General features: G+C 46.4%; 13 protein-coding genes. 11 read left to right on the top strand and 2 right to left on the bottom strand.

Going from position 1 to position 15,372, the window contains the following annotated elements; all coding sequences use genetic code 11:
• The first annotated feature begins 1 nt into the window (after nt 1).
• From BN1360_RS19285 to BN1360_RS19275, 3 genes are all read left to right on the top strand, one after another.
• Nucleotides 2-1,198 (top strand): Ger(x)C family spore germination protein, encoded by a 1,197-nt coding sequence (locus BN1360_RS19285; protein ID WP_068781438.1) that lies wholly within the window; start codon nt 2-4, stop codon nt 1,196-1,198.
• Between the two features lie 867 nt (nt 1,199-2,065).
• On the top strand, nt 2,066-3,613 hold the full coding sequence (locus BN1360_RS19280) for a 2-isopropylmalate synthase (protein ID WP_068781437.1): 1,548 nt from the start codon (nt 2,066-2,068) through the stop codon (nt 3,611-3,613).
• 65 nt (nt 3,614-3,678) lie between these two features.
• Complete coding sequence (locus BN1360_RS19275; RefSeq protein ID WP_068781436.1) at nt 3,679-4,482, top strand: class I SAM-dependent methyltransferase; 804 nt, start codon at nt 3,679-3,681, stop codon at nt 4,480-4,482.
• Between the two features lie 68 nt (nt 4,483-4,550).
• Here BN1360_RS19275 and BN1360_RS19270 read toward each other — a convergent pair whose 3' ends face one another.
• On the bottom strand, nt 4,551-5,477 hold the full coding sequence (locus tag BN1360_RS19270; protein WP_068781435.1) for an L-lactate dehydrogenase: 927 nt from the start codon (nt 5,475-5,477) through the stop codon (nt 4,551-4,553).
• 389 nt (nt 5,478-5,866) lie between these two features.
• Here BN1360_RS19270 and BN1360_RS19265 point away from each other — a divergent pair, with 389 nt between their 5' ends.
• The 4 genes from BN1360_RS19265 to BN1360_RS19250 all read left to right on the top strand — a co-directional run bounded on the left by BN1360_RS19265 (nt 5,867) and on the right by BN1360_RS19250 (nt 9,320).
• Complete coding sequence (locus BN1360_RS19265; protein ID WP_069188385.1) at nt 5,867-6,937, top strand: polysaccharide deacetylase family protein; 1,071 nt, start codon at nt 5,867-5,869, stop codon at nt 6,935-6,937.
• Nucleotides 6,938-7,058: 121 nt separating this feature from the next.
• The gene (locus BN1360_RS19260) at nt 7,059-8,348 is read left to right on the top strand and encodes a WD40/YVTN/BNR-like repeat-containing protein (protein WP_148466612.1); all 1,290 of its coding nucleotides are present in this window, start codon (nt 7,059-7,061) and stop codon (nt 8,346-8,348) included.
• Nucleotides 8,349-8,536: 188 nt separating this feature from the next.
• Nucleotides 8,537-8,722, top strand: coding sequence for a hypothetical protein (locus BN1360_RS19255; RefSeq protein WP_068781432.1), 186 nt, complete (start codon nt 8,537-8,539; stop codon nt 8,720-8,722).
• 202 nt (nt 8,723-8,924) lie between these two features.
• A complete protein-coding gene (locus BN1360_RS19250) occupies nt 8,925-9,320 on the top strand; it encodes a DUF2500 domain-containing protein (protein ID WP_068781431.1) in 396 nt (131 codons plus the stop codon).
• Nucleotides 9,321-9,402: 82 nt separating this feature from the next.
• Here BN1360_RS19250 and BN1360_RS19245 read toward each other — a convergent pair whose 3' ends face one another.
• Nucleotides 9,403-10,719 (bottom strand): FAD-dependent oxidoreductase, encoded by a 1,317-nt coding sequence (locus BN1360_RS19245; protein WP_068781430.1) that lies wholly within the window; start codon nt 10,717-10,719, stop codon nt 9,403-9,405.
• Between the two features lie 275 nt (nt 10,720-10,994).
• Between BN1360_RS19245 and BN1360_RS19240 the strand changes: the two genes are divergently transcribed.
• From BN1360_RS19240 to BN1360_RS19225, 4 genes are all read left to right on the top strand, one after another.
• Nucleotides 10,995-11,417: a cell wall hydrolase gene (locus BN1360_RS19240; protein WP_068781429.1), complete on the top strand. Its 423-nt coding sequence runs from the start codon at nt 10,995-10,997 to the stop codon at nt 11,415-11,417.
• 39 nt (nt 11,418-11,456) lie between these two features.
• Nucleotides 11,457-11,924 (top strand): spore coat protein GerQ, encoded by a 468-nt coding sequence (gene gerQ / locus BN1360_RS19235; protein ID WP_068781428.1) that lies wholly within the window; start codon nt 11,457-11,459, stop codon nt 11,922-11,924.
• Nucleotides 11,925-12,920: 996 nt separating this feature from the next.
• Nucleotides 12,921-14,201 (top strand): hemolysin family protein, encoded by a 1,281-nt coding sequence (locus tag BN1360_RS19230; RefSeq protein ID WP_179016275.1) that lies wholly within the window; start codon nt 12,921-12,923, stop codon nt 14,199-14,201.
• 389 nt (nt 14,202-14,590) lie between these two features.
• Nucleotides 14,591-15,346 (top strand): ArsR/SmtB family transcription factor, encoded by a 756-nt coding sequence (locus BN1360_RS19225; RefSeq protein ID WP_229521054.1) that lies wholly within the window; start codon nt 14,591-14,593, stop codon nt 15,344-15,346.
• Nucleotides 15,347-15,372 lie beyond the last annotated feature (26 nt).

Here is a 15,372-nt window from a genome sequence, read left to right as displayed (position 1 = left end):
AATGGATCGACTGAGACGATATATACTGGCTATCTTCCCGCTCTTGCTTTTGCTGACTCTTACTACCGGGTGCTGGGGAATTAAAGAAATCGAGGATCAGACGGTACTTGTGGGGCTGGGGATGGATGTGGCCGAACCATCGAAAGAAGAGAAGGAGCTGGCCATGAATGGGAATGCCTACCCCAAGAAGGATCGGGTTACACTCACTTTTCAAATTATTCCTTTTCAAAAAAGACCAACTTCCGGCAAAGCGGATAAATCAAGCAGCGATTTATATTCGAATATTCAGGAAACCGGGGACTCTCTGTTCCAAATGATCCGTCAAATGGCCACCCGGAGATCCAAGCCAATGATGGGTCATCATGTCAAAGTGATTGTTATTTCAGAGGAGCTTGCACAGCGAATAGAAATTGACAAGCTGTTGAAATTCGTGCTAAGGGATAACGCGATCAGACCAAGCTGCCTTGTATTAATGAGCAAGAGCAAAGCGAGCGAGGTGCTCGTCAGCAACAATTCCGGCGAAATCCCCTCCTTGGAGCTTACCGGCCTGACCGAGAACGGGGGCAAAGCCAATAATGTATTACCTCCTAAAAATCTCACCAAGCTGAACGGAATCATAAATTCCGGCACAAGCTTTACTTTGCAGAATCTGTCCAGCTCCAAGGATGAGGTAGCTATTGCCGGATCCTCCATCATTCAAGGGAAGAACAGGAAATGGATCGGATCGTTATCCGTGCGGGAGACTCAGGCACTGTCCTGGATTCATGGGTCGATCCATGGCGGGGTGCTTAAGACTTATGACAAGGATGGCAACGTGCTGATCTACGAAGTGATCTCGGCCAAGTCAAGCACAAAATCGCAGGTCAATGGGGACAATATCTCGTTTCATGTAAAGATCGAGACGAAGGGAAGGCTTATGGAGAACTGGGATATGGAGGAGTCCGCCGGCAACGAGGAATTTATCAGCGAAGCGGAAGAAGCCTTCAAGCAAGAGCTGAATACGATGATGAAGGATGTCATTCATAAAATGCGTGATGTATACCAGGTCGATGTTGGAAGATTCGGGGATCATCTTCGGATGCAGCATCCGAAGGTTTGGAGGAAGGTGGAGCAGGATTGGGATCGTGTCTTTAGTAAGTCGGAAGTGACGTATGATGTTGATTTGATCATTGAGGATACAGGCTCTTCCGTTAAGTAACTTGCTCCCCGGGAGCAGGGGCAATACAAAAAAATAAAAATAACGGTTGACTAAAATCTAAATTTGTGAATATAATATGATCAAGTTTTTGAAAAGATTGGCTATGAAGAGGAGCAGGTCATACGGGCGCTTATGTCCAGAGAGCGGTGTAGTTGCTGAAATCACCGCCTTAATCCCGAGCACCAACTCGCCTCTGAGCTGCTGTCCTGAACCGCTGATTAGCGTTAGGGATGGCCGGTCTGCATCCGTTAACGTGCGCAGATAGCGAATATTTTCGCTCTGCCTGAGGCTGTACATTAAGCAATGTATAGTGAAGCTGGGTGGTACCACGGAAGCTAACCCCTTTCGTCCCATGGCGCATTTGATGCGCGGGATGAGAGGGGTTTTTTGATTTGTTATTGATTGTTCCGGCGTAAAAAAGCCTGGAAGTACATGTTTAAAAAGAGGGCTTTTTAAACAACCTCTAATCGAATAGGGAATAGCTAAGATAAGGACCGGATACGAGGGATTATGTCCAGAGAACGGCGAACATGCTGAAATCGCCGCCTTAATCAGCGTATCAACTCGCCTTGGAGCTGCATCTCCGAACGCTTCTGTATATAGCGGATGGAAGTAATTAAGAGATGCCGGGTTTTGCCCGTTATTGCATCTTTGGATCTGACCCTAAAGTGGTTATGATTCATCTGAGGCCGTAAATTACAGTTTGGCAGTTTCAGGGTCCGCCTGGAACCTGCTGGCTTGAGGTAGACGGCAAAACAAGGGTGGTACCGTGGAAGAGAACCTCTTTCGCCCCTGCACAGGTTATTTGGCCTGTAGCAGAGGCGTGAGAGGTTTTTTTAATATCATTTTGAAGGGATGGAACAGAAAATGAGGAAAATTTACGTGTTTGATACGACATTGCGTGATGGGGAACAATCGCCGGGAGTAAGCCTGACGACGGAGGAAAAGGTGGAGATTGCGATTCAGCTTCAGAAGCTGGGGATCGATCGGATTGAAGCGGGCTTCGCCGCAGCCTCTCCGGGAGAGATCGAGAGCATCCGTGCGGTATCAAGACAGGTCAAGAATGCAACGCTGCTGAGTCTGGCCCGTTGTCACATGAAGGATATCGATGCAGTTGTAGAAGCGCTGCGTGAGGCCGAAGATCCTTGCCTCCATCTCGTGTTGGCCACATCGCCGATCCACCGGGAGCATAAGCTTCATATGGATAAGGCAAAAATTTTGGAGACGGCTGCATCAGCGATTCGCTATGGCCGGAAGTTCTTCAGCAAGGTTGAATTCTCCGCAGAGGATGCCAGCCGCACCGAGATCGATTTCCTCTGCGAGGTGACCAAGACGGCAATTGATGCCGGAGCTTGTGTTGTTAATTTACCGGATACTGTGGGTTTTGCAACTCCCGAGCAATTCGGCAATATGTTCAAGACGATCAAATCTAGTGTACCGGGTATTGAGAAGATTCAGCTAAGCACGCACTGCCATGATGATCTGGGGATGGCGACGGCCAATACGCTGGCCGCGATCGCAAACGGTGTTGATCAGTTTGAGGGAACCATTAACGGGATTGGCGAGAGAGCGGGGAATACATGCCTGGAGGAAGTCGCGTTGGCCCTGGAGACGAGAAGTGATTATTACGGGGCGAAAACATCCTTGAACTTGAGTGAGATCTACCGTACTAGCCGTATGGTCAGCAAATTAACCGGGATGAGCGTGCCTGGCAATAAGGCGATTGTAGGCGCGAACGCATTTGCTCATGAGTCGGGCATTCATCAGGACGGTATGCTGAAGAATCGCAGCACCTATGAGATCATTACGCCGGAGACGATTGGCGCAAGCTCAAGCAAGCTCGTGCTTGGCAAGCATTCAGGCCGCCATGGGTTCAAGGAGAAATTAATCGATCTGGGCTATGAGCTTAACGAGGAGCAGCTTAATATCGCTTTTGCCAAGTTCAAGGTATTGGCGGACCGCAAGAAGAATATTCTGTCCGAAGATATCCGGGCTTTGCTGGACGAGAAATTGGCAGAGGGACCTAAGCCGCTTACGCTGGACAATATTCAAGTGTCTTATGGAAATAAGACGATGCCTACTGCAGCGGTTCGTATTATGAAGGAGAACGGGGATAGGGTAGAAGAGGCCGCGGTGGGCAACGGATCGGTGGATGCTGTGTACCAAGCGATTGCCAAAGCAACCGGCATTGCTGCCGAACTGGAAGACTACGCAATCCATTCGGTAACCCATGGAACGGATGCGCAAGGTGAGGTTCATGTGGTGCTGAGGCAGGGGGAGGCATCTGCTAACGGCCGCGGCGTGAGCACAGATATCATCGAGGCGAGTGCGAAGGCTTATCTGGAAGCGATGAATCGTCTCATCAGCCGCCAAGACCGCGAGAAGCGACGTGAAGGAAATATTGTGATTTACTAAATAGAAGGTCAGTTTACTTATTCCAAAGCGAACTTTGAACAACTTCTGAGGAAGTGGGTGAATGCATGAGTGATGAAGCGGCAAAGAGAAGAGCGGTATTAAATCATTCTGGTGTGATTGACGCACGTACGCTGGCGGATTCACACAAGCGGCTGGCCGAGCTGATCAGACCCGGAATGCGCGTACTGGACATAGGTTGTGGAACCGGAGCAATTACGCGGGGAATTGCAGAGATCACTGGCCCGGAAGGTTTAGTCATTGGCATCGATAACAATCCGGATTGGATTGCCAAAGCGAGAGCAGAAATGCAGGGAACAGCGGGGATCTCCTTTGAAGTCGGAGATATCTATGATCTTCCGTTGGAACAGCAATTTGATATCGTGACTTCTGCCAGGGTGTTGCAATGGTTGAGCCGCCCTTACACGGCAATTGAACAGATGGTCAAAAGGGTTCGAAGCGGTGGAAAATTGCTCATACTTGATTATAACCATCATAGAATAGAATGGAGTCCACCGATTCCGTCGTCGATGCAAAGTTTTTACAATGCTTTCCTGAGTTGGCGCTCAGATGCCGGGATGGATAATGAAATGGCCGACCATTTGGCCGAGCTGATGGAGAGGACCGGTGAACTGAACGATATCGTATCTCTGTCCCAACTTGAATTCACTCAACGCCAAGATCCGGATTTTATCCACAAAGCACTGATCTGGGCTGAGGTTGCTGATTTCAAAGGCAAGCAGATGGTGCAGGATGGTTATATCTCAGAGCAGGATCGGGCCAGAGCGGAGAGGGATTACCGCCTTTGGGTCCAGAGCCAGGGTGAATACCAGCAAATGTATCTCCAATCCGTCGAAGCAACCAAAATATAAATATCATGTTTTACTAAAAAAAGCAGCCAATTCGCAGGTTAACCCGCATGTTGGCTGCTTTTCTTATTTTACAGTTCAAGTTCGGCAATAGCGGCCTTGAGTTTGTTGGCTGAAGCTTGGAATTTCTCAAGTTCTTCATCATTAAGTTCAAGATCGAGCACTTCTCGCACTCCTGTACTGTCTACAATACAAGGTACTCCAAGATATACATCCGATACTCCGTTGTAGTCATTCAACAGGGTAGAGACGTTCAGGACGGAAGCTTCATTCTTCAGAATAGAGACGATGATCCGATCGAGCGCCAGGGCAATGGCATAGAAGGTTGCCCCTTTTGCATTAATGATCTCATAGGCGGCATTCTTGGTGCTCTCGAAAATACTTTCCCGCTCTTCATCTGTGAATTCCACATCGATCCCGGCTACGTTAGCTAGGCTCCACAATGGCAATTCGGAATCCCCGTGCTCCCCGATAATATGAGCATGAATACTGCGCGGATTGATCTCCTTCGCCTCGCCGATCAGGTAGCGGAAGCGTGCGCTGTCAAGCAGCGTGCCGGAGCCAATGACCCGGTTGGAAGGGAAACCGCTCTTCTTCAAGGATACATAGGATAAAATATCCACTGGGTTCGTAGCGACAAGGATGATACCATGGGTATTGTACTTCACTATGTTCTGGATGATGCTGTCAAAAATACGGGCATTGCGCTTCAACAGGTCGATTCTTGTCTCGCCGGGCTGCTGGGACGCTCCGGCTGCAATGACGATAATGTCGGCGCCAGCGCAATCGCTGTAATCGCCCGCCCAGATTTTCATGCCGCCTGTAAAAGGCAGACCGTGGTTCATATCAAGAGCTTCCCCTAACGCTCTCTCTTTGTTTGCGTCAATCAGAACCAGCTCTGATACTCGTTCCCGAAGCAATAAAGTGTAGGCGGTGGTTGCTCCAACGGCACCGGTACCGATAATAACGACTTTACTTGAAGAAACTTTAGGTTCCATGATCTTCACTCCTTATTGGCTCGATAAGTAGTACATATATGTATGTACCCGGTAAATCGTACTTCATTCATTGTACATGAAATGGGTTAAATTTGAAGCAAAAAGTTATGATTTAAACTACAAAATTTTAATATATATTGTCGAAAGAAATATGCCAACATGGATTCGTTATCCTTGGTGATGGTTTATTTATGTCATAATACGACGCATTTTATGCAGGACTGCCTGCTAGTGATTCAGATATACTTACTTAGCCGTAATAGATTGTAACCATTCTGTAAGGACGGCGTAAGTTAAATATATTATTCTATTAATGTTAATATAAATAAAGATAGGAACAGCGGTGATATTGAATGTCTAATTCCAGAAACACGCAAGATCCAGTCATCATGAGACCAAGAAAATCGAGAAACAAGAGAAAACGTCGAATTAAGCCCATTGTTACTATCGCGATAATTTTGGCGTCGGCTGCAATTATTTTATCTGTAGTTGCATCGAAGAGTTTAATGAATGATAAGACAGGTTCCTCGGCTACGGTCGTATCTCCTCAATTGGAAAGTCAGAAGGACAATTCCACTTCCTCGGGACCTGAAGCTGTTCAAGAGGGTGATAACCCTGCTGATAATTCTTCAAATAAGGATGGAAATTCAGACCAACCTTCCTCTAACACGAATTCTGATGATCATGGCAAGCAGGAGGAACAGGATCAAGGTCAAGGGGCTCAAGACCCTAAGGATTCCGGCAAGGACGACTCCCAGGCAGATAAGGATCAAGGCAAGAACCAGACTCCGGCAGATAAGAACAACGATGCTTCGAAGAAGCCGGTGGAGAAGGATGATCAAAATAACGCTAAGAAAGTGATCTACTTAACGTTTGACGATGGTCCCGGCAAGTTTACATCACAGATTGTCAAAATACTTAATGATAACGGGATTCATGCTACTTTCTTTATGGTCGGCGGGAATTTGTCAGGCAATGAGAAAGCAGTAAAGAAGGCGTATGAGGCAGGCAATTATATCGGTATGCATAGTATGACTCATGATAAGAAGAAGCTGTATGATCATGGCAGTGGTCCCTTCATTAAGGAGTTCCAGAAGGAACAAGGAATGATGGAGGAGATTATTGGAACGCCGCCATGGCTGATCCGTGCTCCTTACGGAAGTGCGCCAATGATTGATAAGAAATTCCGTGATGATATCGTTGATGCTGGCTTCAAAATGTGGGATTGGACGGTTGATTCCATGGACTGGAGTTATTCGAAACACCCTGAGAAAATTTTGCAGCAGGTGAAGAAGCAGGTTCATCGCGACAGAGAAGTCATTCTTATGCATGAACGATCTCAGACCGTTAAGATTTTGCCGGATGTGATCTCCTATTTGAAAAGTAAAGGTTATACCTTTGCCGTCTATAAGCCTGATCAACATTTCTCGGTGAATTTTGCCAAAGACAATAGATTGTAATTAGCTTGTAAAGCCGTAATAGCTCAATAATTAAGCTTAGTGAGAAATGAAAGAGTCCTGGAGAGAAATCATATAGTATAATGATTGGAATGAACGAGATGTGAAAGCGAGGTTTTAGTTCTTGAGAAGGTGGTATACGTTAATCGTGATTGTCACAGTAGCGGGCATGCTGCTGACTGCCTGTTCTTCCCAAGCGCCTGCAGTTGATCCTAAGGATCAAGCGGGTGAGCTTTCTGAAGAAGGACAAACCTTGACTGTTATTAATATGGATTCCGTAGGAAATAAACCGGCTGCGAATAGTCCTGCTAATGAGACACAAAAATATGAGATTCAGACTAGGTTGACGGATTTTCAGCTGCTGGGGGATTCCACGGGCCTTGCTTGGGGAACAACCCGCAGTGAACTTCGTCTGTACATGACAAATGACAGCGGTGAAACTTGGACCAACATATCTCCAGCAACGTCGGTGTTATTCTCCAGCAATCCCCAATATGGGAAAGACATTTATTTTGTGAGTCCGACCCACGGCTGGATTATCCGTAATTTTAGCGAGTCCGGCGAGGCCATTGTGCTTCGGACGATTGATGGGGGAATTACCTGGAAGATGACCTCTTTGCCCAAGGCAAATGAGGTTGCTTCCGTATTCTTTATTAGTGAGGACCGGGGCTGGATCTTAACGATTGATAACAGTCAAAAGAACGATACAACGAAAACGCTGTATTTAACCAATAATGGCGGAGCAAGCTGGAAGAAGGTAATGAGTTCTCCATTGTTCCCGACAGGGCCTGAGGCCACGAATTCAACGCCAATTCAGAGCAACTCCGTATCCATGACATTCTCAAACGACAAGCTGGGATACATTAGTGCGGTGGAGTTCGGACATCCGGAGCTTTATGTGACGAGGAACGGGGGAACCTCCTGGAATAAGAGCGATCAATTCTTCGATATGAGTAAGTATAAGAATTGTTCCGGTTTTCTGACGGGGGCGCCTACTTTCTTCAATAATTCGGATATCGGCTGGATTCCGGTGGGATGCTCACGGGATGATGCTGTGAAGTATAACGGATATTTTACAACGGATGGCGGGAAGACCTGGACCTATGCTCCATTTGATATCGATTGGATTACGGAGACGAATAAGGGAGCTGCCCCATTCTTCCTCAATAGCCTGGAAGGCTGGAATATTCGTAACGGTGCGGTATACCACACAACGAATCAAGGAATGACCTGGACCGCATTGCCGGTTAACGGGAAGCTGCATGATGTGATGACGGATTTAGCATACAATCAAGTGGTAAAATTGCAATTTTTCACGGCGAAGTTCGGCTGGCTGCTTGTGGCCAAGAGTGACGGGAAACGCTCACTGCTTATGCAGACTTCGGATGGGGGAAGAAGCTGGCGCGTGCTGTAGCACATGCCGGCTTTTTTTATAGGGCCAGTAAGTAGAGGAGAAATTGAATAAAAAGAATTTGTGATATTTCTAATATTGTGAAAATAATCACATGTTGACCTGAAACTTTGTGATATATTTAACTTGTAAAGAGGAACAGAAATAACAAGAGAGACTCTAACGAAAATGAAACTTAGGAGTGAGTAATCATGAAAACCATGAACCAAGAGCAAACTACCCGCAATTATCTGCAATTCTGCTATACTTGTGAAGACGCTCATCTGTGTACGACAGAAGAAGCTTGCCAGGATTGCTGGGCCAAGAAAGGGATGTTGGAAGCAGAACATGACGGTGCCGAAGAAACACGTCAACTTCTGCAAATGTACTATGCATAACTCTATAAGCCAAACGATCGAAATATAGCCTCCGATTCCAAAAAGGAATCGGGGGCTTTTGCTGTTATTTTAGGACAAGATCTCATATTTTCCTACATTTGCAAATATCAAGTTTTAAGTAAGACGGCATATACATAAAAAAGACAGGGCTTCAAAGGGCTCGCGAAGACACCGCTCGAGTTGGATCTTAGGAGGGAGAAGAATGGAATCATGGGCTGAAATGCTGGGGGTAATGAATACCGCTTTTCCGATCTTTCTCGTCGTCATCTTTGGGGTGATTCTCCTGACATCGGCGAGTGGAATTAGACGTTATTTTGCTAATAACCGACAGCCTGTACTAAGTGTGACTTCAGTGATCGTGGGCAAACGGACCGAGGTATCTCACAGGCATGATACGGAGACGTCCGTGAATCGCTCGGATACGAAGTATTTCGTTACTTTTGAGGTTGAGAGCGGGGACCGTCTTGAATTTGTAGTAAGCGGGCAGGAATATGGCCAATGCTCAGAAGGAGACGAAGGAAAGCTGACGTTCCAAGGCAGTCGTTACTATGGATTTGAACGTCTTGGTCGAACCTATCGCGGACTTCATGAGTATTAAGGCCTCATAGTACAAGAATGCTAAGAGCTGTCCTGGGCGGACAGCTCTTGTTGTATGCCTATATATAATAGATAAGACTTGATTAGTGCGCTAAAGATTCGGTCCGGGACAGGAGCAGCTTGGCTACCGACCTGCCGCTGGAGAAGGCGCGTTCCGCCAATTCCCCTTTGCCTTCGCAACCGTCACCGCAGAAGAAGAAAGGCACATCCGGAAGCTGAAGCGGCAACATTCGATTCGTAACGATATTTTTGACGCTGGATACCATAGCTTTCTTCGACATCCGCTTGACTTCGGTGACCTCACGCCAGCCCGGATAATACGTATCGAACAGCTTCTCCATTTGCTGGACCTTGTTATCCAGGTACTGCTTCTTCTCTTCCTCGCTTAAGGAGTCATCATTTAGATAAGCGATGCCTTGCAATAACTGCCCACCGGATGGAGCCACGGTATGGTCGGTGGCCGACACATCACTGATGAACAGCTTGTTGTCCATATCGCTAATATAATGGAACGGTCGCGAGACCACTGTGGAGAGGCCTATATCATATACTAGTACCTCATTTGGCGTGTTGTTCTTGTACGGCTCGAATGCTTGATTCCAGGATGTGGTCTCAAGCAGCTTGGCGATTTGCTGAACCGGCATCGCCATAACAACTCGGTCGAACTCAAGTGCTTCCCGGCTCTTGGTGTTCAGAATGTACTTGCCATTCTCCATCCGAATGGATTCAACAGGCTCCTTGAGAGCAATATTCCACTTCTCATTCGCTTCGACTTTACCGCGAAGCTGATTGGTAATGGAGGACCAACTGCCTAGGATGTAGCTTACCGGCCTGCCGGAGAGGAATAAATTGTGATAATAATCAGCGATGACTTCGCCGGATACTTGGCGAGCATCCTCTGGACTGATGAAGAAGTTGGAGCAGACCAGATGCTCCCATAGTTCTTTGACGTCCTGGGATGCATTCGTGTGATCCAGATACTCTCCCAATGTGCGGTGGTTCTTCAATTGATGGAGATGCCCGATTACGGCAGCAATTTCAGTAATGAACCTGACTTTTTCCCGCTTGCTGAGTACATCAGTCTTCATAATATTAACAAAGTCGAGTGGAGCCGGCGTGAGAGCCTCATGCTTGGCATACACTACTTTGCGCTTATCGACCTGCTTGCTCTGGAACTGAAGACCCAGCTCATTCTCCATATTATGCAGCGTGTGTCTGTCGATTCCGTAAACCGCATGTGCCCCAAAATTCAATGTAAAACCCGATTTCTCATAAGTGAACGCTCGTCCGCCGATTTGCGGGCTGCGTTCGAACACCGTACCTTCGGTGTCTGGACTGTTGGATAAGTAAGCGGCGGCAGTTAAGCCGGCAAGTCCACCGCCAATGATCGCGATTTTCATGTGAGAACCTCCTAAAAGGTGTTATGGAAGGAGCTCTGGGTGAGTACGCATATGAAGTGCTGTATTTTATCCATATTCATTTACAGTATATGCTATTCATGTAAGCGCGTCCATAGAAATAGACACGAAATATTCAAAATTGAAATCGCATACAGCGCGAATATGATTTTTAGTGGATCGATGTCTTTGCCATCATATTCTTCTATATTGTTGCACCAATATAGGCTCCTGCACATACGATATAGCGTTGAGAAGTGAGGAAAGGGGGGCGGTACGTGGCAGTCATAAAAACGAACTCCTCAGATGTCAGTCTCCTGGCAAGATTGATTCGCGCTGAGGCCGAAGGCGAAGGCGAGCTCGGAATGCTCATGGTAGGGAACGTAGGCGTGAATCGGATTCTTGGCGATTGCCTTGATTTCAAAAATATCCGCAGTATGGACGATATGGTGTTTCAATCACCTGGCGGCTTCGAGGCAACGCAAAAAGGCTACTTCTATCAAAGAGCGCGCGATCGGGATATCCGTCTGGCCCAGAGAGCGATTAACGGTGAGAGGACTTGGCCAGCCAGCAACGCATTATGGTTCTTCAGACCAGCCGGAGATTGTCCGGCTACCTGGTATAACCAGCAGAATACCGGAAGATTCAAAGCCCACTGCTTCTTTGCTCCTTCCGGCGAAGATTGCCCAAGTGTATATTAGCGCTTGACTGTAATTTTATTTTAAGGAGGAAATTGATTCATGTTCACACAACCTTATCGCCCGGCCGGTTATAATGCCGGATATGCGGTTCCTCGCAGTTATTCGTCAGGAGGCAATTATTCACCGATGTCTACAGGACATCCCCAGACTACTACCATGCCGCCGCAGGTTCCAGTAGGCAGCCCGATGACTTCAGCGGGAACCGTTGTGCCTACCCAAACGCCAGTTTTCGAGCAATCCTATATTGAAAATATTTTGCGCCTCAATCTCGGGAAGATCGGTACCTTCTATATGACTTATGAGAACAACTCGGAATGGAACGCAAAAATTTTCAAGGGTGTGCTGGAAGCTGCCGGTCGGGACCACATTATTATTAGCGACCCGAAAACCGGGGTCAGAACGATGCTCCTGATGGTGAACTTCGACTATGCTACCTTTGACGAGCCGCTGAAATATCAATATCCATATGCTTCGGGCAGTGTACCTCCTACAAGAGGCTGCTGCTAAAAGCAAGAAGCGAAATAGGAAAGCAACCGCTGTCTAGCGTCTAGTTGTCTGGAAAGCCAGCGTCATCGAACTTATCAGGCGGTCAAGAGTGAGCATTTGTAGAGCCAGAAAAAACAATTACATGTTTCTAACGGACATTTCTGACCTTTAGAAGCAAAAATTGCGGTTATACGCAACCTTTGCCCTTGCCATGGACACAATCGTACGGTCCGTTTCAAGGGCAAAGTAACAAAGCAGCAATGCTAAGGGTCAAAAATGTCCGGGTGATCAGGTTAAACGCAAAAGGGGCATCTCCAAGTCGGTAAATCGACTTTTGAGACAGTCCCTTTTTCCTGTTATTTAACACATTGTGGAATCGTGAGAATAGAGTGGATATTTTTCATAAAAAACGCCTGTACCCCAGTCATACACTATGGTTTGACTGTGTAGTGTATAATAATATAATTATAGATGTAGTTCCAAAAAGATCGTTTTGGATAAGAAAACCAATCGAAGTCATCCAAGAATGAGCGACCGATTTCAATGCAGGTTTTCTTGCGATATAGAATTTCATCAACTCCGTGGATAACGAGAATCCATTCTATATCTAACACGAAGAAACACGGAGCGCTTATCCGACAGCAAGTCTTGGATTCAGCCGGGGTTAAGCGAGCTTACGAAGCGATGTTTCCTGCGGAAACATGCTTGGTGCTCACACACCAGCTTCAAGCACAGGCTCACGAATTCGTTTTCTATGAGATCGTGGAGCCCACGTCTTTGCCCGTAGCTTCGTCCAACCTTCTCGGTGCGGAAAACCGATCTTTTTGAACACTCATTTAGTTCATTGATGTAACAACTTTAAAAGGAGATGAGTTCATTGGGGAGTTGACAATATATAACCGTAATAAACAGCAATATTATTTTATACCGCGAAGGAGGTGCACCTATTCTCCGTAATAAGCGGGAATAGGATACGTCTTGACTGACCCCTTACCGAGTCTTTTTTCATTAGGACTGATGTTGTTATTGGTCTTGCTAAACGGTTTTTTCGTATCGGCCGAGTTTGCGATCGTCAAAATCAAGAGCGGCCGGATTGACGCTTTGGTCGAAGAAGGACGCAAGAGTGCTATGACTGCCAAGCACTTATTAAATCATCTGGAAGGTTATTTATCCGCCTGCCAGCTCGGAATTACTTTATGCTCACTGGGGCTTGGGTTCCTTGGTGAACCGGTTGTAGCCCGGATTCTAACGCCTGTATTCGCATGGGCAGGAATGGGTGAGAGCTCGGTTCATGCGGCTTCATTAACGCTGGCTTTTGTGCTTATCGCTATGTTTCATATTGTGCTCGGAGAGCTTGCTCCGAAGACCTTTGCGGTGCGCAAGGCCGAAGCTGTGACCTTATTGTTTGCGCCGCCGATGAAAATATTTTATAGAATTATGTATCCGGCTGTGTGGTTGCTTAACTCGATGTCTGCAGGTCTGTTGAGATTATTTGGCATTACGCCGGTCTCCGGACTGGAATCATTGCATACGGAGGAAGAGATCCGTGTGATGATGAAGGAGAGCAGCGAGAGCGGACTGATTGACAGCACGGAAATGTCGCTGGTTGACAATATTTTTGAATTTGCCGATACAACGGCAAGAGAGATTATGATCCCACGTACCGAGATGATCTGTCTCTACACCCAAAATTCTATGGATGAGAATTTACAGATTGCTCTGGAGGGTACTCGCACTCGTTATCCTGTATGTAATCAAGATAAGGACCATATTATTGGTTTCATTCATATTAAAGATCTGATACGCTCTAATACAGATGATTATTATCATTTGATTCGTCCGATTATGGCTGTGCCAGAGTCCATGCCGATTAGCAATCTGATGAAGCAGATGCAGCGCGGCAAATGTCAAATCGCGATTCTGATTGATGAATACGGTGGAACCTCCGGTCTTGTTACGCTAGAAGACATCATTGAGGAGATCATTGGGGAAATCCAGGATGAATTTGATGAGGAGCGACCAGGTATTGAACAAATCGGAGAGGATGTGTATTCCATTGACGGTCTGATGCTGATTGATTCGGTAAATGATCGCTTCGGATTAGAACTGGACTCTGATGATTATGATACGATTGGCGGATGGCTTTATTCAAGAATTGAAGTATTGCCGCCCCAGGTCGGTCAAACTGTGGAATATGATGGTTGTATATACATCGTAGAGGAAACTGACAACAAGAGAATTTCACGCGTCAAATTGCTGAAGCAGGAATTTATTCCATTGGAAGAAGCAGGCGCTTAGACCATAGATAAATGAAGGGCACGGTGATCATTTCATCGTGTCCTTCGTTTACAGAAAACGATTACAGCATAAAAACTAGAAGTTTCTAGCAGAATTTAGAATTTATTGATAAGAGTAGGTTCAATAAGTCAGACTTCCAGTACTCAGGGTTACACTTCCAATGTACTTTCTTTATTGGATGGAGCTAGGGACGGAGAAGGGAACTTTTTGGGCAACCTCTAAGGGAGTGTGAAAAGGTGTCATACCATTTAGACATGCAGTATAGTCGCAAATTTGAATTTATCAGCAGCCTACATAGCTATATATGCCGAAAATCTCACAAAAAAATTGATCTGACACCAAACTGGGCTCAAAAAATTAAACAACAGCTTACTCCCGAATTGTCCGCGATGCTCGATGAGTTAGAAGTGAATGGAGACTGGAAATTCTCATACCTGCTCATTTTGCTCTCGACGGGAATGAATGAGATCGAAGAGGTAATCGCTTGGCTGCAGAATATGTCTGTCGGGGATCTCTATGAATTGTTTGCGCCATACGGCAATCAGTTCCCAACGAATATGGGGGACTTCCAGCAGAGAATGATCACGGTTTTCAGCGAATGGAACCGGCAATACTTCGAACGATCTGATCCGGCTATTCACGAAGCCCTGCTCGCCCATGATCAAGAGAGACGAACGGCTATGGGACATATTAGGCAGGAAGCATTTATTGATGAGACGACAAATGGCTTGGTGTTTGAACCTGTCTCCGGAGTGGACAAGCTGCTTCTCGTCCCGCAATATCATTTCCAGCCGATGAATGTCATCATGCAATACGGAGATGTGCTGTTTTGTCACTATTCGTCCAGGACGGATATCGGAGAAGAGGATTTTATGCCAACGCATGATTTTCGTACAATCCGGGCGCTATCGGAGAAGAGCCGCTTAAGAATACTTCGTTATTTGCATCATGGACCTCGCAGTTTCATCGAAATTGTGCGTGAAATGAATTTGTCCAAAGGGATCACCCATGATCATATTGCCAAACTGCGCAGCGCCGGGCTTATTTATGTGCATTTTCAGGGCGAGACCGTGACGGAATATAGCTTGCGCCGCAAAGCGCTGAATGAAATTCAGAGCAAATTACTCGATTATATTGAAAAATAGCAGACGGCCTTTTTCTCGCAGATGCG

This window comes from Paenibacillus sp. GM2 (genome assembly GCF_900069005.2).
Lineage (GTDB): Bacteria > Bacillota > Bacilli > Paenibacillales > Paenibacillaceae > Fontibacillus.
Note: the sequence above shows the minus strand (reverse complement) of the source record. Positions and strands in the feature narration are given on the sequence as shown.

Excerpts from the sequence above, each read along its gene's own strand:
- BN1360_RS19250 (WP_068781431.1), top strand. The coding sequence starts at position 8,925 with ATGGAATCATGGGCTGAAATGCTGGGGGTAATGAATACCGCTTTTCCG.
- BN1360_RS19265 (WP_069188385.1), top strand. The coding sequence starts at position 5,867 with ATGAGACCAAGAAAATCGAGAAACAAGAGAAAACGTCGAATTAAGCCC.
- BN1360_RS19285 (WP_068781438.1), top strand. The coding sequence starts at position 2 with ATGGATCGACTGAGACGATATATACTGGCTATCTTCCCGCTCTTGCTT.
- BN1360_RS19225 (WP_229521054.1), top strand. The coding sequence starts at position 14,591 with ATGCTCGATGAGTTAGAAGTGAATGGAGACTGGAAATTCTCATACCTG.
- BN1360_RS19275 (WP_068781436.1), top strand. The coding sequence starts at position 3,679 with ATGAGTGATGAAGCGGCAAAGAGAAGAGCGGTATTAAATCATTCTGGT.
- BN1360_RS19270 (WP_068781435.1), bottom strand. The coding sequence starts at position 5,477 with ATGGAACCTAAAGTTTCTTCAAGTAAAGTCGTTATTATCGGTACCGGT.
- BN1360_RS19230 (WP_179016275.1), top strand. The coding sequence starts at position 12,921 with ATGTTGTTATTGGTCTTGCTAAACGGTTTTTTCGTATCGGCCGAGTTT.
- BN1360_RS19245 (WP_068781430.1), bottom strand. The coding sequence starts at position 10,719 with ATGAAAATCGCGATCATTGGCGGTGGACTTGCCGGCTTAACTGCCGCC.
- gerQ (WP_068781428.1), top strand. The coding sequence starts at position 11,457 with ATGTTCACACAACCTTATCGCCCGGCCGGTTATAATGCCGGATATGCG.
- BN1360_RS19280 (WP_068781437.1), top strand. The coding sequence starts at position 2,066 with ATGAGGAAAATTTACGTGTTTGATACGACATTGCGTGATGGGGAACAA.
- BN1360_RS19255 (WP_068781432.1), top strand. The coding sequence starts at position 8,537 with ATGAAAACCATGAACCAAGAGCAAACTACCCGCAATTATCTGCAATTC.